Below are 18,948 nucleotides of genomic sequence, written 5' to 3' on the forward strand. Positions count from 1 at the left end.
GTTATTAATTGTTGCTTTTAGGGATTTGATCGTACATGATCTTATTCTTTTTAACCGTGTTGATCACCAGAATTAAAAGACCTGCTGCAAAACAAAGGCTGGCTATAAAGCTGATGATGCCCACAACGGCATAGTATTTCGAAACTTCTGTATAAGCTAAATTTTGAGATGAAATTAGTAATGGCATCAAAAAGCTGTAAAACAGGGTAATGAGCAAGCCAATGCCTGAGCCAATGGTCATTAAAATGGCCTCAACTGAAGATTTTTTTATTAAAAAATAGCAGCAGGTTCCAAATACAATACAAGGTGAAATAATGGATATCAAGCTTAAAAGGTTAGAAAGTATTGAATTCATATTACCTATATTTAATTAACCGTATTGATTTGGGCATTATTTTTAAAAGTGACGTCATTCCCGTGCAGGCGGGAATCTTAATGCGATATATTTTAAGATTCCCATCCGATGGCTATCGGATCAGGTTGGGAATGACGACTCATCTAATAACTTATTTCAAGCTGCCAACCATGTCTTCGGGGCGTACCCACTCATCAAACTGCTCATTGGTTAACAATCCCAATTCTACAGCAGCTGCTTTTAAGGTTTTGTTTTCTTTATGGGCTTTCTTCGCAATTTTAGCTGCATTTTCGTAACCTACATGCGGGTTCAGAGCGGTAACCAACATTAAAGAATTTTGCAGGTGTTTTTCAATTTCAGGTAAGTTCGCGGTGATTCCTTCAGCACATTTATCTGTAAAAGAAACACAGGCATCACCAATTAAACGTGCCGATTGCAGTACGTTCGCAGCAATTAATGGTTTAAATACGTTAAGTTCAAAATGGCCGCTCATACCACCCACCGAAACTGCAACATCGTTACCGATTACCTGGGCACAAACCATGGTTAAAGCCTCTGGTTGCGTAGGATTCACTTTTCCCGGCATAATAGACGAGCCTGGTTCATTGTCTGGAATTACAATTTCGCCGATGCCGCAACGGGGACCTGAACTTAACATTCTTACATCGTTGGCTATTTTCATCAAGGCAACTGCTGTGCGTTTTAATGCCCCTGAGAGTTCTACCATCGCATCATGTGCAGCCAGTGCTTCAAATTTATTAGGAGCGGTAACAAAAGGCAAACCGGTTAAATCGGCAATTTTTTTAGCCACTAAAACATCGTATCCTTTTGGGGTATTTAAGCCTGTACCCACGGCAGTTCCGCCCAAAGCCAGTTCTGCAACCATAACCAAAGCATTTTTAATGGCCCGGACGCTATTGTCGATCTGTTGTACATAACCAGAAAATTCCTGGCCTAAAGTAAGCGGCGTAGCATCCATAAAGTGCGTACGGCCTGTTTTAACAATCGTACTGAACTCTTCTACTTTTTGGGCTAATGTATTTCTTAATTTTTCTAAGCCTGGTATGGTATTTTCTACCGTAAGTTTATAAGCTGCAATATGCATTGCAGTTGGATAAGTATCGTTTGACGATTGTGATTTATTTACATCATCATTTGGGTGAAGCACTTTTTTATCGTCAGCTAGTGAACCACCGTTAATCACGTGAGCGCGGTTTGCAATCACTTCATTGCCATTCATGTTGCTTTGTGTACCCGAACCTGTTTGCCAGATAACCAAAGGAAATTGATCATCTAATTGTCCGGCAATAATTTCATCACAGGCTTTAGCAATTAAATCTGCTTTTTCAGCAGATAATACTCCAAGTTCGTTGTTAGCAAGGGCAGCTGCTTTTTTCAGGTATCCAAAAGCGTGGATAATTTCTTTTGGCATCGAGCCTTCCGGACCGATTTTAAAGTTATTGCGTGAGCGTTCGGTTTGTGCACCCCAGTATTTGTCGGCAGGTACCTGTACCTCGCCCATGGTATCGTGTTCTATTCTGAAACTCATTATATTTTTGATTTTGTTGTCGCAAATTTAGGTTTTTTGCCTTTTAAAGCGTTGGATTTATGTAAGATATTTAATGGATAAGAAAATATGTAGCGGAAATGTTTGTATTCCTTTTTATTCTCCATCGTTAATGTACAAACTTTATCAAGGCCAGCTACTTCTACCAATGAAATCATATTCATACCTTTACTGCAAATATGCAGGGATTAGTTATTAAATCTACAGGGAGCTGGTATAGTGTTCTGGCCGATAATGGTGAGCGCTATGATTGCAGGATTGTAGGCAAATTCAGGATTAAAGGACTTAAAACCACCAATCCGATTGCGGTTGGCGACAGGGTGAAATTTGATCTGGAAAAAGATAGCAGCCAGGGTCTGATCAATGAGATGTTGCCCCGTAAAAACTACATCATCCGCAAATCGATCAACCTGAGCAAGCAGGCCCAGATATTGGCCGCCAATTTAGATATGGCCATGTTGGTGGTTACCTTAGCTTCGCCCCGTACCTCTTTGGGTTTTATCGATCGTTTTTTAGTTACGGCAGAAGCTTATGATGTACCAGCCGTATTGGTGTTTAATAAACTCGATCTGTTTAGTAAAGAGGGTTTGGAAATTCTGCAGGAGTTTAAAGATATCTACGAAAATATCGGCTATGCCTGTTATGAAGTTTCCGCTTTAAAAGGTATTAATATCCCGGTAATACAGGAATTGATTACGGATAAAATTACCTTAATATCGGGTCACTCGGGTGTGGGAAAATCAAGTCTGATCAATGCTTTAATGCCGGATCGTGATCTAAGAACAGGGGAGGTTTCTGACTGGAGCGATAAGGGGCAGCACACCACTACTTTTGCCGAAATGTTCGAACTGCCACAAGGTGGCTTTATTGTAGATTCTCCAGGCATCAGGGAATTGGGTGTAATCGATATCGAAAAAGAAGAACTGGGGCATTTTTTTAGGGAAATCTTTGAAACCTCGCACAATTGCCGATTTAATAATTGCAGGCACATTAATGAACCGGGCTGTGCTGTTATCGAAGCTGTAAATGAAGGTGAAATTGCAGTTTCCAGATATGAAAGTTACCTGAGCATTTACCACGGAAACGATACGCGACATTAGTTTAGTCAGAAGTCAGAAGGGGAGCTGATTGAAAGGCTAAAATGAAAATAAGATAATTATTGATAAATAATATGGGGATTCACCTTTAGGGGATTTAGGGATTATGAAATTTAAACTAGGAGATTTTGTGCGTTTTGTTGATGAAAAACGTGAAGGTTATGTTACCAGAATTATTGATACGCAAACTTTAGGCGTTACCGATGAAGATGGCTTTGAGATACCTGTTGCGATGAGCAATTTAACCTCCGTGCATGGTCATGGGGTGATTGCTGTAGAACCGGACGCGCCCAAACCTATCCAGGTGAATGTTCCCGGTGTTAACAAAATCGAAAATGGCATTTATGTAGCCGTTGCCACCGATGATAAAGCGGGTAATGTAGTACATTTTCATCTCCAAAACCATTCTCCAAACATTTTATTGGTTGGTTTAATTACCGATCGAAAAGGGAAATATGCAGGTGTTTTTCATGGGGCAATTGAATCTTACGGTTCCAATTTGGTTTATTCTGCATCATTGGCTGAACTTGATCTTTGGCCTGAGTTTAATTTTCAGATGGTGGTATTTAGTAAAGCAGATGTGAAACCCATCGATCCGTTGGTGATCCGTAAGAAGTTTAGGGCAAAAGATTTTAGTACCGAACAAAAGGAATTGCCTCAATTAAGGAATAAAGGTTGGTTCATCCGTTTGGATGATCTCACTCCGGTATCCATCGATCCACAGAAATTAAAAGAAAGTTTTTTTAAATCTGCAGATGAGAAAAGAACAGTTGAAGCACCCCAAAAAGAAATCGATCTGCATATCGAAAAACTAAGAGATGATCATCATTTTTTAGAAGCCGATGAAATGTTGCAGATACAGATCAATCACTTTCAAAATGCGATGGATGCTGCGGTGGTACATCATTTTGATAAGATCGTTTTTATCCATGGTTCGGGTAACGGTACCTTAAGGGATAAAATCCATAAACTGATCAGCAGAAATCCCCATGTAAAAACCTATATGGATGCCAGAAAAGAAAAGTTTGGTTATGGTGCCACCGAGGTGGTTTTTAAATGATGGAAGAGGGGAGGTGTAGGATGGAGGAGTTCTTTAGATGCGATCCTTCATTCTGAACTTGTTTTTAGAATCTATTTAGTAGATTAAAGATTATTCACTGTGTTCAGAATGACCATATAAAACTAAAATCCAATTTCCAGCACTAATACAATCGCATTATTACTTAATGCTTCCAGTTCTACCTGCCCAATATCCCAAAGTGCCAGGCCATCTCTTGCATGCATTAAACGACCTTCAATTTCAAAGGCGCCATCAATAATAAAAGTATAAAACTGATGGTTTGGACTTTGCATTTTATAAATCACCTCTTCTCTGGCAGCAAAGATCCCTGCACTTAACTTAAAGGGTAATTTTGGGTTAGCAATAATTTCAATCAAATGGTTTTTCTCCAAATCGAAGTCGAAAAGCATCTCACTGGCCCGCATTAAAAACATACCTGTTTTAATCCCAAACTGAATGTAGTTTACAATATCGTTCTGATAAGGATTACTGATTTCCAGCACCTCGCCTTTTCCCATGTTCAATACCTGTACCTGTCCGGTTTCTACAGCAAATTCTTTTCCATTCGCAACAAGATCTATTCCGCCTGTAATGGGCATAAATATCTGGAGTGAATCCTCCTTACAAAGAAAGAAGGTGATTTTTCCACCCACAACAGATTCATCATTACATAAAAATAAATCGCCAAAAGGTTCTTTATGTTCGTTGTAATACTTCTCGAAATTAAAAGTACTGTATCTTCTCAATACCGATGTTTCCGTCAATCCGCGTTGATCGGCCAAATATATTTTTCCTGGGTTGGATTGCATCTTTTAATCAATGTTTTTTATGGAGTGTATACTTACAAAAGGCTGTAGCTGAAAAAGATTAGTGAAAATTTCATCTTCATCTGTTTCCTTAGATTGTGATACTAAAAGTAAATTATCAATCGTATCATGCCAAATCATTGGCTTTGAAAAGAAATTGATCGCCACCTTGTGTTTTTTATGGTCATGAATATCAGAATTGATGATTTCGAACTTAAAATTTTCAAAAGTCAAAAAACGCCGGCCTAAGTTATCCAGTATGTCGGGTATAATTCCGTTTAATTGCCTCAAATATCCGGTAATGGCTGCGCTGACCAAAAAATGCAGTTTATCGGCTTCCGGAACATTCACCAGCATTTCTGCAAAAGTGCTAAACTGTTGTTCCTGATTATAAAACTGAGCCTGCATTTTAAATTCTATAAAACTATCTTCATATATAAACTTATCCCATGGACTTGTGTTGTTGGCATCAATTATTTTCCGATAGCATAACGTAATTACTTTTCCCGACATGGCATAAAATTAAAAAAGACGCCAGAAATCCAGGCGCCTCTATTAAAATAAAACAATAAGAATATTAAGCTTTAACATTTACTTTAAAAGTGAGATCGAAACCTGTTGTCAAAGTTCCGGTAACCGTTGCGATTTCTATACCTGTTTTATCATCACTAAAAACATTATCTGCATTATTATAGGTGTAGCCGGTCATGCCTTTAGCGTAACCGTTTACCAGTGCCACTGCGGTACCGCTACCTTCAGGAAAAGCAATTTGTGTTACACTTAATGAAGTTCCGGAGGCATTGTAAACATGTACATGTATATGTGTTGCGCGACCGCTATACCAGCCCGGAAAAATCGAAGTAAAGGTTACTAATCCATTCGCATCGGTAATTTGACGGCCCCGTAAAAAATGAACTGACTGGTAATTGGTATTTTGCATACCTGAACCACCATATTCAGAATAATTTCCTTCCGCATCGCAATGCCAGATGTCTACTATCGCACCAGCCAAACCAGCGCAACTGTTATTCAAGTTGCCAATCGTAATTTTAGCTGTCATTTTGTAACCTGTACGTCCGTCGGTAATATCACTGCGAACATATGATGTAGGCACTTTTGTGGGAAAAGGCCCTTCCGTTTCAGTAGGTGCTATAGTACAGGTTCCGTTTGTACTTGTAGTTGTTCCCGCTGTTCCTGAACCTGCTGAAGTTTCATCTGTCACACTGCTTTTTTTACAGGCGTCAATTATTACAGGAGTAGAGATTGCTCCAATCATTAAACTCCGAATAAAATTTTTTCTTTCCATTGCTGTTATCTTCTTGTTAGTTACCACTGCTAAACTCGAAAGATTCTATAAGCCTGGCAAATGTGTACCGATAAAGCGGACTTTTGTATCGGTAAATCAAAATTTAGTTAAAAAGTGTTAAAGGGCTTAACCTTTTTTCCATTCATTTATCGTTTCCATATAACTTTCGCTAACGGGTAATATTTCTCCGGTAATCAACTCTATTTTACGATTGTGTATGGCTTTGATTTTTTGTATAGCGACCACAAAACTCCGGTGTATGCGTTTGAAACGATCTGCAGGTAATTTCTCCGTTATTTTTTTTAATGGCATTAAGGTTAAAACCATTTTGCTCCCCTGCAGGTGGATTTTGATATAATCTTCCAGGCTTTCGATAAATAAAATATCAGGCAAATTTATTTTAATAAGCTTGTATTCCGAATGTACAAATATGCTTTCTACAACGTCTATTTTCTGTTTTCCATTTTGATAATGATAAAATTCCTTAGCCTTATTTACCGCTTTTTTAAACCTCGGGTAATCTATTGGTTTTAATAAATAATCAATGGCTTCCAACTCAAATCCTTCAAAAGCAAAGGTTTTATAAGCCGTTGTAAAAATTAACATGGGTTTATCCTTTAGTGATTTAAATAAATCTATACCTGTAATATCAGGCATGTTTATATCTAAAAAGAGCAGGTCTGTTTTATGCTTGTTTAAATATTCAGCAGCCGCAATGGCGTCTTCAAATACAGCTCCGATTTCAAGATGATCAGAAGCCTCTATATAACTTTTAATCAGGGCAGCTGCTAACGGCTCGTCATCAACAACTACACATTTTAAGGTTTGGACCATTATAATTGAATCGTTAAATTAACAGTAAATAGGTTCTGGCTATTATCAATAGTTAAAATGTGCCTGTTTTTATAGATATGATTTAAACGGCGCTTAGTATTTTCTAAACCTATCCCACTTCGTTCGGTATTGATCTTATCAGGATATAAAGTGTTTTGGCAAAATAAGGTTAACGAATTTTGTTTGCTGAAAATTCTGATGATTAATTTGTTGCTGTTATGGTTGCTGATGCCATATTTGAAAACATTTTCAGCAAAAGCCATTAATATGAGGGGAGCAATTTTTTTATGCTCAAAATCGCCCTCCTGTTCAAATACTAGGGTTGTTTTTTGGGTTAGCCTTAATTTTTGTAGGTCAATAAAGTCTGTAATGCAATCCAGTTCCTTTTGTAAACTTACAAAATCATTTCCGGTCTCATCAGTGATGTATCGCATAATATTAGACAGTTTCATGATGGAAGGTGCTGTATTTTCATCTTTGATTGTGGCGAGCGTATAAATGTTATTTAACGTATTAAATAAAAAATGCGGATTTACCTGTGCTTTTAAAAAAGATAATTCAGCCTGTGCTTTTTCCGCTTCTGCGATAAGTGCCCTTTGAGTTGTCAGGCTTAATTGTTTATTTGTTTCTTTGGTGAAACTGATAATAATTGTCAAGGAAAAAAAGAAAAACACTTGCTACGTCAACCCTCGGTCCTGCATCAACACCTCTTTCAGGGCCGGGAGAAAATCTTTTCCCACTAAGTTGCGGAATCTGGTGATGGTCCGGAGGCAGCGGAGGTCGGTCGAAACCCGCAGAATGTTCAATAAATTCTTGGTTTTGAAAAATGAATTTATCAAAGGGCCTTAACCATATGATTCCGGCTAGAATGATGAGCAGTCCTGACAGGTATAAAATGTGCCGGGATTTGCCATATAATTTTGGAAACAGATATAGGCTATGTATAAAGTAAATCGAAATAAAAATCAGGCAAAAAAGGATATATTGAACTAAGCCTGGTCCCGTAATGATGAATTTAATGTTATGATCTGCGATGATAAAAAGCGGCAGACTTAACAAAAATATAGCAGCAATGATTTGAATAATTATTCTAAAATTTACTTTCTTAAGCATAAACAAATTAACATAAATCTGCAAAATTTATAGATAGAGTATCGGTAATTTACGCTTTTGTATGGATGATTCCATTATTCATGATTTTGAAGAAAATTATTTTGTGCGGGAAGGCGAAAAATTGAGGTATGCTTTTTGCAAGGCAGTAATTTCTTTTTATAAAAGATTAAAACTAGCTTTGCCGCAATTAATGAAACACCTCGTTACCATATCACTTGTATTTTTTAGCTTAACACATTTGGCAAAAGCCGAACGTGTTGAAGGGCTAAGGATATTAAACGAATATTGCAATGAGCATAATATTTGTGTTAATGCTAGTGGTAAAGCTTCGGTTCAGCTCAATGAAGACCGTAACCCTTATCTGTTATCGTACACTAAGTTAGCCTTAATCGGAACGCAAGCGCCGTTAAAAGTGGCTAAATATGTGAGTGCAGACCAGGTAATTGCTGATTTAACCATCAGGAAAAAACCAAAAAACAACAGTCCATAGTTCTCTTTCTATCTAAAAAATCTTTTTAAGATTTAAACCCCTTTACACCAACAACTGCCAGACTGACTTGATGCTGACAATGGCTTGGTTGTTGTAACATACCCATTTTTCAATAATAAAATACGATTTAAAATATAATGTTAGGATTTTTAGCGAAGATTTTCGGAAGTAAATCAGAAAGAGATATAAAGGCTATACAGCCATTGGTGGTTAAAATTAACGAACACTACAGTAAACTATCTGCCTTAAGCAACGATGAGTTACGTGGTAAAACCATTGAGTTTAAAGAAAGAATTTCTGCTTTTTTAACCGATATCGATAATAAAATTTCAGCACTAAAAGCTGAAGCAGAAAGCGAAGAATTAGATCTTCACCAAAAAACGGCAATTTATGATCAGGTTGATGCCCTAGGTAAAGACCGCGATACGGAGTTGGAAAAAGTACTTTTGGAAATCCTTCCGGAAGCTTTTGCGGTGATTAAGGAAACTTCACGTCGTTTAAGCGAAAACGATTATCTGGAGGTTACCGCAACCCAGTTTGACAGAGATTATGCTGCAAGAAAAAACAACGTAAAAATTGTTGGCGATAAAGCACAATGGGCCAATAAATGGGATGCTGCCGGAACAGAAGTAGCCTGGAACATGGTACATTACGATGTACAGTTAATTGGTGGTATTGTGTTGCATAGCGGTAAAATTGCTGAAATGGCTACAGGTGAGGGTAAAACCCTGGTAAGTACATTACCGGCTTACTTAAATGCATTGGCCGGACAGGGAGTACACATCGTAACCGTGAATGATTACCTGGCCCGCAGGGATAGTGAATGGAACGGTCCTTTATTCGAATTCCACGGTTTAACGGTTGATTGTATTGATAAACATGAGCCAAATTCTGAAGCAAGAAGAAAGGCTTATGCCGCAGACATTACCTATGGAACCAATAATGAATTTGGTTTTGACTACCTGCGTGACAATATGTCGCAAACGCCAGACCAATTGGTACAGCGCAAGCTGCACTTTGCGATGGTGGATGAGGTCGATTCGGTTTTAATTGATGATGCCCGTACACCTTTGATTATTTCTGGTCCTATTCCACGTGGAGATGAACATGAGTTTTATGAGTTGAAACCACGCATTGAGCGTTTGGTTAATGCACAAAAGGCCTATGTAACACAAGCATTAAACGAAGCCAAAAAATTAATTAATGCAGGCAACAGCGGGACTGAAGAAGGCGAAGGTGGTTTAGCCTTATTGCGTGCATACCGCGGTTTACCTAAAAACAAAGCTTTAATTAAATTCTTAAGTGAAACCGGTATTCGGGGTTTGTTGTTAAAAACCGAAAACCACTATATGGCAGATCAATCTAAGAATATGCCAAAGGTAGATTCTGAATTGTATTTCTATATTGATGAGAAGAATAACCAGGTTGAATTAACTGAAAAAGGTATCGAACTAATCACTCAATCAGGTGAGGATCCTCATTTCTTTGTCTTGCCGGATGTAGGTACCGAAATTGCAGAGCTCGAAAAATCTGACCTTCCGTTAGAAGAAAAGGTGATGCAAAAAGATGCTCTAATGCGCGATTATTCGGTAAAAGCAGAACGCATCCACTCGGTTAACCAGTTGTTAAAAGCATATACTTTATTCGAAATTGATGTGGAATACATCATCGATGAAGGAAAAATTAAAATTGTTGACGAGCAGACAGGCCGTATCATGGATGGCCGCCGTTACTCCGATGGTTTGCACCAGGCAATTGAGGCTAAAGAAAATGTTAAGGTTGAAGATGCTACCCAAACTTATGCAACTGTAACCTTACAGAACTATTTCCGTATGTACCACAAACTTTGTGGTATGACGGGTACTGCAACAACAGAAGCGGGTGAGTTTTGGTCGATCTATAAATTAGATGTGGTAGAAATCCCGACCAACAGAAACATTTCGAGGATTGATGAGCAGGATTATGTTTATCGCACTGTTCGTGAAAAATATAATGCTGTTGCTGCAGAAATACAATACCTGGTTTTTCCTTATTCTCATTATGAGACAGAATATGAGACGGATAAAGAAGGTAATGTAAAACAGAAAGATGGTAAACCGGTTGTTAAATACGATCAAACCGGCAGGGCTGTGCCTAAATTGGATGCTAAAGGGGCGTTAATTCCTGCGGTTAATCCTCAAACAGGGCAGTTAGAACCAAAAGCTGGTCGTCCGGTATTGGTGGGTACCACTTCCGTGGAGATTTCTGAGTTATTAAGCCGTATGCTTAAACTCCGCGGCATCAAACATAACGTATTGAACGCTAAAATGCACCAGAAAGAGGCCGATATCGTTGCCGAAGCTGGTCAGGCAGGCACCGTAACCATTGCAACCAACATGGCTGGTCGTGGTACCGATATCAAATTGGGTCCAGGCGTTAAGGAAGCAGGAGGTTTAGCTATTGTAGGTACCGAGCGTCACGAATCTCGTCGTGTAGACAGGCAGTTACGTGGTCGTGCAGGTCGTCAGGGCGATCCAGGCTCTTCACAGTTCTTCGTTTCATTAGAAGATAACTTAATGCGTTTATTTGGTTCAGAGCGTATCTCTAGTATCATGGTGCGTATGGGCATTGAAGATGGTGAAGTGATCCAGCACTCTATGATTACCAAATCTATTGAGCGTGCACAGAAAAAAGTAGAAGAAAACAACTTTGGTATCCGTAAACGTTTATTGGAGTATGATGATGTGATGAACTCGCAACGTACCGTTATTTATGCTAAACGTAAAAATGCTTTATTTGGCGAACGTTTAGACGTGGACATGAACAACATGGTTTTCGATGTTGCTGAAGACATTGTAAGCGAGTATAAACAAGAAGCAAATTACGATGGATTTAAACTGGAAGTAATCAAAAACTTCTCTTTAGATACGGAGATTACCGAAAAAGAATTCTCTTCAACCAGTATTCCTCAGTTAACTGAGAAGTTATTTGAAGAAGCAGAGGCATTTTATGCACGTAAATCAGATGCCATTATTCAGCAATCGTTACCGGTATTAACCCAGGTTTACGAAGAGCGCGGAGACCATATCGAACAGATTGTGGTTCCGTTTACAGATGGTATCCGCGGTATCCAGGTAGCTGTTGATTTAAAGAAAGCTATTGATAATAAAGGAAAAGAGGTGGTTCGTTCATTCGAAAAAACCATTGTTCTTGCTTTAATTGATGATAGCTGGAAAGAGCATTTACGCGAAATGGACGATTTGAAGCAATCGGTACAAAATGCGGTTTACGAGCAAAAAGATCCATTGGTAATTTATAAAATGGAAGCTTTCAACTTATTTAAAAACATGCTTAATGCAGTGAATAAAGAAGTGGTGAGTTTCTTATATAAAGGCGGTATCCCGGTACAGCAGGAACCAGATCAGGTAAGAGAAGCACCAGCACCGGTTAAACAGCCAAAGCTGCAAACCACTAAACAGGAGTTTGGCAGAGAAGAGCCGGGAATTGAGTTTGGCGATACACGTGAAGCGATTCCACAGCAGCCAATCCGCAAAGAAGCAACTATTGGCAGAAATGAACCTTGCCCATGCGGTAGTGGTAAAAAGTACAAAAACTGCCACGGCGCTAATTTATAGTTAAGATATACAGTGCTTTACAAGGCCTCAATATTTGTTGAGGCCTTTTTTGTAACTAAATTTTTAATCCTCAAATTAACAGGTATATTTATGGACGGTCAGTTTGAAATTGGTAGGCAATTTCTCAATGGTCAATAAACTTAAAAAATGGAGCCTGACAACCATAAAAAACGGGGCGTAACCGAAAAGCCATAAGAGTAGGAAACACACACAAAAAACACACAAATGAAAAGAATTTTAAACATTGCCGCTGTTTCAGCGACATTGCTGCTGTCTAGCTGCGCCACAATTTTTACGGGTACAAAACAAACCGTTCAAATTAATTCCAATCCTCCGGCCGCTACTATTGAAGTAGATGGCATTAAAACAGGCGTTACACCGATGGCTGTATCCTTAAAAAAAGGATTCACCGGACAAACCGTTAGTTTAAAGCTGGATGGTTATGAAACCAAAACATTTCAACCCCAATCCACATTTGATGCTGTGTCTGTAGTAAATTTATTATTTTTTCCTGGTTTTATTGTTGATGTGGCTACAGGCGCGATGATGAAATACGACCCAAAAGTGTACGAATTTACGTTAGAACCTAAGAAAGCGAATTAATCAATTGCCTAATGGTTATAATTCTTAAAGCCAGGTTTCCAAAAGGAATCTGGCTTTTTAAATGCTGACGTCTTTACGTCTTGACATCGATATATATATTTAGTATTTTTGAGTTATGGAAACAATAACAATAAAAATTCCTGATCAAAACAATACTGTTGTAAAACAAATGCTAAAAGATTTTGGTGTTACTATTCTTGAAGCACCTGTAAAAAGTAGACAGATAAAATTATCCTCTGAACAACAACAAGAAATTATTTCATCCCAAGAACAAATTAACAATGGTCTCTTTGTAACACAGCCAGATTTAGACGATGAAATAAATAAATGGTTAAAGAAATAATCTGGTCCCATAAAGCAAAAATTAAACTTTATAGTATACTTGAGTTTTATGCCAATAGAAATGGTAATAAAAAATATTCAGCTAAACTTTACAAAAGATTTAATAAGGAAATTAAGCTTTTAATTAAAAAACCTCTCTTAGGAATTGAGACTTCAAAAGTAAATGTCCGAGGATTAGTTGTGCTTGATTTTATCATATTCTATGAGCCAAATAAGACTCAAATCATTGTTCATACTATCTGGCAAACGCATCAAAATCCTGATAAATTACCTCAAGAAATAAGCGGAGGCTAACCGATTTGCTTAACCCATAAAGAATGCCGATTTTTGCAACGATTTCGGCATTCTTGTTGTTAAGAAGATAGAGACAGTACATGTGCTCATCATACGCCAATTATTTACTCATGAAAATAACTTTAACTTTTATATTCTGTTTGTTTCTCACCCTAACCGTTTTTGCACAGAAAGGCGAAGTAACTGTTATAAAAGACCCTTTAATCGATAGTTTAATCGCCAAGCGACTGGAGGTTTACAAATCCTCGGGTGAGGTGAAACCAGGTAAACCGATTTTTTCATCTTATGGCTACCGCGTACAGATTTTCTACGGCTCAGACCGGCGCGAAGTTTTTAACCAGCAGGCGCGTTTTAAAGGAATGTATCCTCAGTTAAATACTTACCTTACTTACAAAGAGCCTAACTATTATGTTCGTGTGGGCGATTTCAGAAGCCGCTTAGAGGCTCAACGACTGATTAACGAACTCAGACCAACTTTCCCCACATTATTTATTTTTAGGGAAAAAATAAATGCACCAACTTTAGATACCACAACAACCAATGATCAAAAATAAAGTACAGGAACTTGCCGCTCACATTTTTAACGATGTAGTCGGTTATCGTCAACATATTCATGCCAATCCCGAATTATCTTTTAAAGAATTCGAAACATCACTGTTCATCAAGGATAAATTAAAAAAATGGGGAATTGAATATACCGACTGTGCCAATACGGGTGTTGTAGGGTTAATTAAAGGCAACCAGCCATCTGATAAAATTATTGCTTTGCGTGCTGATATGGATGCGTTACCCATCCATGAAGCAAATGACAAACCTTATAAATCCAAGAATCATGGTGTAATGCATGCCTGCGGACATGATGTGCATACTTCTTCGCTTTTGGGAACCGCTTATATCCTAAATCAAATGAAAGATGATTTTGGCGGAACCATCAAATTGATTTTTCAGCCTGCTGAAGAACTTCTGCCAGGTGGGGCAAGCATTATGATTAAAGAAGGTGTACTCGAAAATCCAAAGCCACAACATATTGTTGGCCAGCATGTAATGCCATTAATTGATGCAGGTAAAGTGGGTTTCCGTTCAGGTATTTACATGGCCTCGACTGATGAACTTTATGTTACCGTTACCGGAAAAGGCGGGCATGGCGCACAACCACACCAAAATATCGATCCCGTTTTAATCGCTTCGCATATCATTATTGCTCTGCAACAGATTGTGAGTCGCAATGCCGATCCACGTATTCCATCGGTGCTGTCGTTTGGTAAAGTTACGGCCAATGGTGCAACCAATATTATTCCGAATGAGGTTAAAATTGAAGGTACATTTAGAACATTGGATGAAAACTGGAGAGATGAAGCGCACAAACGTATGAAAAGAATGGCCGAAGGGATTGCCGAAAGCATGGGTGGAAGCTGCAATTTCGATATCCATAGGGGTTATCCGTTTTTAATCAATGAAGAAAAACTAACCGCAAATGCAAAAGCCTTTGCAGAAGATTATTTGGGAAAAGAAAATGTGGTTGATTTAGATATCTGGATGGCTGCTGAAGATTTTTCTTTTTATTCACAGGTAACAGATGCCTGTTTTTATCGTTTAGGTACCGGGAACGCAGCTAAAGACACCCAATACTCGGTACACACGCCAAGATTTGATGTGGATGAGGACGCCTTGAAAATATCAACCGGATTAATGGCTTACATTGCTTTAAAACAATTAGGGAATTAATGATGGAGGAGGTAAGATGGATGAAGGAATTAAAATTACTATCATTAATCTTATCATAACGCATTCCCCACCTTCCTTTTTCCATTTTACCTTTTACATTTATCCATGAAAAAAATATTGCTTTTTTTAGTGTTAATCCCGCTGTTTCACAAAGGTTTCGCTCAAGAAATCAACCGCTTTAACCCGGATACAATTAAAACCATCGTACTTGATTCGGCTGTAAATATCAAGGCTGAGAAGTTGAATGTAGAAACCTTTATCAGAAAAGTGATGTATGATACTTCGTTTTATCAATCGTTCAGAGATATGAAACGTTATACTTTCATTGCTGAAAACAGGATTTACAGTTACGATAAGAAGAATAAGGTAGATGGAAAAATTTACCGGAAAATCCGCCATAACAATAGCGGCCCCTACAAAATGGAATATCTGGTAAAACAGGATACCGGGAAAATTTATAAAAAAAACGGGAAATACCAGTTATATACCGTAGAAATGTTTGATTACATTTTTATGAACGCTTATAACACCGATTTTGTACCCAATGCACCCAAGCCTGATGGAAAAGGAGGAACAAACGAAAGTTATAAAGACAAACTGAAAACCTTAATTTTTAATCCTGGCCGTCCGATAAAGGTGCCGTTCATCGGTAGTAAAACAGAGATATTTTCGGCCAATATGCGCCAATATTATGATTATGGTTTCACAAGCGGTACTTATCTCGATTCCATCCCGGTGTACCGTTTTAAAGTTTCTGTTAAACCTGATTTAAGCAAATGGACCAAAGATGGGATCATGATCAAAGAACTGGTTACCATTTTTGATAAACGCAATTTTAATATCCTTGGTCGTTATGTCGACATGAAATACAGCAATATGTTGTTTGATTTTGATGTGCAGATGAATATCGAAATGGGTTATTTCGGAGAGGATAAATTACCAACCAAAATTACTTACCAGGGTAATTGGGATTATCCTTTCAAAAAAGAAGAAAGAGCGAGTTTTTTAATCGTACACAAAGATTATAAACTTGAAAAGGGCAAATAGGGATTCGGTTATCGCCTAAAAGATTTATTATCTTTAAACGATTATTTAAAACCACCAATATGCAACTCTTATCTTCCTTAAAATTTAAAATATCCATTGCTTTATCGCTGTTTTTGAGTATCCAGGTACACGCGCAGGTACTCACCTCAAAACAGATCGATAGTGTGGTCGAAAAAACTCTAAGCACCTTTAATGTTCCCGGTATTGCCGTTTCTGTAATTAAGGATGGCAAAATTATCCATTTAAAAGGTTACGGTGTAAGTTCCATCAAAACCAATAAAAAGGTTGATGAAAATACCCTTTTTGGTGTAGCGTCAAACACAAAAGCTTTTACTGCGGCCGCTTTAGGTATGTTGGTTGACGAAAAGAAAATTGCCTGGGATACAAAAGTAACCGATATAATCCCCGAATTTAAGATGTACGATGCTTATGTAACCAGCGAGTTTACCATCCGCGACCTTCTGACGCACCGCAGTGGTTTGGGTTTAGGCGCCGGCGACTTAATGATCTGGCCTGATTCATCAACAGTAGATAAAAAGCAGCTCATTCACAATTTACGGTACCTAAAACCGGTTTCCTCTTTCCGTACCAAATACGATTACGATAACCTGATGTATATTGTTGCCGGCGAAGTTGTGGCAAGAGTTTCAGGTATTACCTATGAAGATTTTATTGAAAGCAGAATCATTAAACCATTAGGTATGAGTAAAACGGCTGCTTCATGGTACCGTTTAAAAGATAAATCAAATGTAATTGATGGTCATGCAACTTATGAAGGTAAACTGCTTCCAGTAGGGTTAAGCTTTGGCGAAATTGCGAATGCCGCAGGAGGTATTTACTCAAATGTTACCGATATGAGCAAGTGGGTATTGGCGATGATCAACGGTGGTAAATATGGAGAGAACCTTGATAAAAAATTATTCAGTCCTGCTGTGGCAAGAGAACTCTGGACCCCGCAAACCATTATTGCAGGGGGTAATCCGGCAGCTTTTAGCAGTTATGGTTTAGGATGGTTTTTGAGCAACGTTAATGGTAATTTCCAGGCGACACATACCGGTGGTTTATCCGGTATTGTAACGCAGGTAACCATTCTTCCTGAACTGAAACTCGGTATCATTGTGTTAACCAATCAGCAGTCCGGAGCCGCTTTCAATGCCATTACCAATTCAATCAAAGATGGTTATTTAGGCATTAAAGGTCAGGATAGGATTAAAACTTACAATGATAATAGGTTAAGAAACGAAAAACAAGCAGATGAGATGGTTGCCAGAGTTTGGAGCGATATTGCTGTACAGCAAAAATTAGCGGCTTCAAAACCTGATGCCAAAAACTATTATGGAACTTTCCGCGACGCCTGGTTTGGCGAAGTAAGCATTAGTGAAGTAAATGGTAAAATGCATTTCCAGGCTAAAAATTCACCTAAATTAAAGGGCGATATGACTTACTATAAGGGTAATACTTTTATTGTGAAATGGTACGACAGAAGTTTGGATGCTGATGCCTTTGTTAATTTTAGCTTAGATAACAATGCCCTGGCCGATGGTTTCAAAATTGAGGCCATTTCCCCATTAACTGATTTTAGTTTCGATTTTCAGGACCTGGATTTTAAAAAGACCGATAATAAATAACCTAACCAATTATACACAATGAAAACAGTAATGAAAACGAGTATTTTACTAAGCTTTTGCTTAATTGCATTAACCTCAATGACATTTAAACCTAAACGCATTATCTTTTTCGGCGATTCAATTACCCAACAGGGTGTTTCAAAAAACGGATATGTAACGCTGATCAAAAAGTCGCTCGATTCAACCAAATATGATGTAATGGGCGCCGGTATCGGCGGCAATAAAGTTTATGACCTTTACCTGCGTTTAGAAGATGATGTATTAAGCAAAAAGCCGGATTTAGTGGTGATTTATGTAGGGATTAATGATGTGTGGCATAAACAATCTTCTCATACAGGAACGGATTATGATAAATATTTGAAATTTTATCAGGCCTTGATCAATAAAATTCAGGGTGTGGGCAGTAAAGTGGTATTAGTTACCCCTTCAGTTGTTGGCGAGAAAAAAGATGGTACCAATGAGTTAGATGCCGATCTGAATAAATATGCCGAAGGAATTAGGACATTAGCCGCAAAAAATAGTCTTCCTGTATGCGATTTGAGGAAGGTTTTTGCAGATTATGAAGCAAAAAATAATCCGGAAGATAAAGAGAAAGGTATTTTAACTGTTGATCGGGTACACTTAAACGAGACAGGAAATAAATTGGTAGCGGATCAGCTTTTGCCTTTGGTGAAGTAACAGGTTTCTAAACCGCAAAGTTCGCCAAGTATTTCGCAAAGCACACAAAGAAATTTTCTCTGTGTGCTTTGTGTTTTTTCTCTGTTATCTTTGTGGTTAAACAAGCCGATTCGTCATTGCGAACCGAAGAAAGGGAAAGTGTGCTGGAGTGAAGCAATCTTTCCTGCAGGTAAAAACAGTTTAAAATAAAAATAGCAAAAAAGATTGCTTCGTCGGCTGAAAAAAGCCTTCTCGCAATGACAATTTTTAGAAGTCGAGACAAAGGAAGGGAGTATGGAAATCTTTGCTTAAAAGTGATTTGTAATTGTAATCAAACGAATCACTATTGCAAACTGAAGCAATCTTTCCTTTTTGGGGATAAACAATTGAAAATAAATAACAGCAAAAAA

At 38.1% G+C, this 18,948-nt stretch carries 19 protein-coding genes; 12 read left to right on the forward strand and 7 right to left on the reverse strand.

Features of this window, described 5'->3' with window-relative positions; translation table 11 throughout:
• Positions 1-4 precede the first annotated feature (4 nt).
• On the reverse strand, positions 5-355 hold the full coding sequence (locus ACIQXP_RS13610) for a hypothetical protein (protein ID WP_387505691.1): 351 nt from the start codon (positions 353-355) through the stop codon (positions 5-7).
• Positions 356-506: 151 nt separating this feature from the next.
• The gene (gene fumC / locus ACIQXP_RS13615; RefSeq protein ID WP_387505692.1) at positions 507-1,904 is read right to left on the reverse strand and encodes a class II fumarate hydratase; all 1,398 of its coding nucleotides are present in this window, start codon (positions 1,902-1,904) and stop codon (positions 507-509) included.
• A 197-nt stretch (positions 1,905-2,101) separates the two neighbouring features.
• Between fumC and rsgA the strand changes: the two genes are divergently transcribed.
• Positions 2,102-3,022, forward strand: a complete 921-nt coding sequence (rsgA, locus tag ACIQXP_RS13620; RefSeq protein ID WP_387505693.1) for a ribosome small subunit-dependent GTPase A — start codon at positions 2,102-2,104, stop codon at positions 3,020-3,022.
• A 103-nt stretch (positions 3,023-3,125) separates the two neighbouring features.
• Complete coding sequence (locus ACIQXP_RS13625; RefSeq protein WP_387505694.1) at positions 3,126-4,079, forward strand: Smr/MutS family protein; 954 nt, start codon at positions 3,126-3,128, stop codon at positions 4,077-4,079.
• A 122-nt stretch (positions 4,080-4,201) separates the two neighbouring features.
• Here the strand turns inward: ACIQXP_RS13625 and ACIQXP_RS13630 are convergent, their stop codons facing one another.
• The 5 genes from ACIQXP_RS13630 to ACIQXP_RS13650 form a co-directional block, all read right to left on the reverse strand.
• Complete coding sequence (locus ACIQXP_RS13630) at positions 4,202-4,888, reverse strand: pirin family protein (RefSeq protein ID WP_387505695.1); 687 nt, start codon at positions 4,886-4,888, stop codon at positions 4,202-4,204.
• 3 nt (positions 4,889-4,891) lie between these two features.
• Complete coding sequence (locus ACIQXP_RS13635; RefSeq protein ID WP_387505696.1) at positions 4,892-5,398, reverse strand: hypothetical protein; 507 nt, start codon at positions 5,396-5,398, stop codon at positions 4,892-4,894.
• 64 nt (positions 5,399-5,462) lie between these two features.
• Positions 5,463-6,191, reverse strand: coding sequence for a dioxygenase family protein (locus ACIQXP_RS13640; protein ID WP_387505697.1), 729 nt, complete (start codon positions 6,189-6,191; stop codon positions 5,463-5,465).
• A gap of 126 nt (positions 6,192-6,317) precedes the next feature.
• Positions 6,318-7,025 carry a LytR/AlgR family response regulator transcription factor gene (locus ACIQXP_RS13645; protein WP_293742912.1) on the reverse strand — a complete coding sequence of 236 codons (708 nt, stop codon included), beginning with the start codon at positions 7,023-7,025 and terminating at the stop codon, positions 6,318-6,320.
• Positions 7,025-7,681, reverse strand: a complete 657-nt coding sequence (locus ACIQXP_RS13650; RefSeq protein WP_387505698.1) for a sensor histidine kinase — start codon at positions 7,679-7,681, stop codon at positions 7,025-7,027. The genes ACIQXP_RS13645 and ACIQXP_RS13650 overlap by 1 nt, the downstream gene beginning before the upstream one ends.
• Before the next feature lie 518 nt (positions 7,682-8,199).
• Between ACIQXP_RS13650 and ACIQXP_RS13655 the strand changes: the two genes are divergently transcribed.
• From ACIQXP_RS13655 to ACIQXP_RS13700, 10 genes are all read left to right on the forward strand, one after another.
• Positions 8,200-8,628: a hypothetical protein gene (locus ACIQXP_RS13655; RefSeq protein WP_293742914.1), complete on the forward strand. Its 429-nt coding sequence runs from the start codon at positions 8,200-8,202 to the stop codon at positions 8,626-8,628.
• Positions 8,629-8,765: 137 nt separating this feature from the next.
• Positions 8,766-12,242, forward strand: coding sequence for a preprotein translocase subunit SecA (locus ACIQXP_RS13660; RefSeq protein ID WP_293742915.1), 3,477 nt, complete (start codon positions 8,766-8,768; stop codon positions 12,240-12,242).
• Positions 12,243-12,467: 225 nt separating this feature from the next.
• A complete protein-coding gene (locus ACIQXP_RS13665; RefSeq protein WP_387505699.1) occupies positions 12,468-12,845 on the forward strand; it encodes a PEGA domain-containing protein in 378 nt (125 codons plus the stop codon).
• Positions 12,846-12,960: 115 nt separating this feature from the next.
• The gene (locus tag ACIQXP_RS13670; protein WP_387505700.1) at positions 12,961-13,188 is read left to right on the forward strand and encodes a hypothetical protein; all 228 of its coding nucleotides are present in this window, start codon (positions 12,961-12,963) and stop codon (positions 13,186-13,188) included.
• Positions 13,173-13,481 carry a type II toxin-antitoxin system RelE/ParE family toxin gene (locus tag ACIQXP_RS13675; protein WP_293743088.1) on the forward strand — a complete coding sequence of 103 codons (309 nt, stop codon included), beginning with the start codon at positions 13,173-13,175 and terminating at the stop codon, positions 13,479-13,481. Before ACIQXP_RS13670 ends, ACIQXP_RS13675 begins: the two co-directional genes overlap by 16 nt.
• Positions 13,482-13,591: 110 nt before the next feature.
• Positions 13,592-14,035, forward strand: a complete 444-nt coding sequence (locus tag ACIQXP_RS13680; protein WP_387505701.1) for an SPOR domain-containing protein — start codon at positions 13,592-13,594, stop codon at positions 14,033-14,035.
• Complete coding sequence (locus tag ACIQXP_RS13685) at positions 14,022-15,206, forward strand: M20 metallopeptidase family protein (protein ID WP_387505702.1); 1,185 nt, start codon at positions 14,022-14,024, stop codon at positions 15,204-15,206. Before ACIQXP_RS13680 ends, ACIQXP_RS13685 begins: the two co-directional genes overlap by 14 nt.
• A gap of 105 nt (positions 15,207-15,311) precedes the next feature.
• Complete coding sequence (locus ACIQXP_RS13690) at positions 15,312-16,253, forward strand: hypothetical protein (RefSeq protein ID WP_387505703.1); 942 nt, start codon at positions 15,312-15,314, stop codon at positions 16,251-16,253.
• A gap of 59 nt (positions 16,254-16,312) precedes the next feature.
• Positions 16,313-17,881 (forward strand): serine hydrolase, encoded by a 1,569-nt coding sequence (locus tag ACIQXP_RS13695; RefSeq protein ID WP_387505704.1) that lies wholly within the window; start codon positions 16,313-16,315, stop codon positions 17,879-17,881.
• An 18-nt stretch (positions 17,882-17,899) separates the two neighbouring features.
• Positions 17,900-18,559 carry an SGNH/GDSL hydrolase family protein gene (locus ACIQXP_RS13700; RefSeq protein ID WP_293743081.1) on the forward strand — a complete coding sequence of 220 codons (660 nt, stop codon included), beginning with the start codon at positions 17,900-17,902 and terminating at the stop codon, positions 18,557-18,559.
• Positions 18,560-18,948 lie beyond the last annotated feature (389 nt).

This window comes from Pedobacter suwonensis (assembly GCF_044762335.1).
Taxonomy (GTDB): Bacteria; Bacteroidota; Bacteroidia; order Sphingobacteriales; family Sphingobacteriaceae; genus Pedobacter.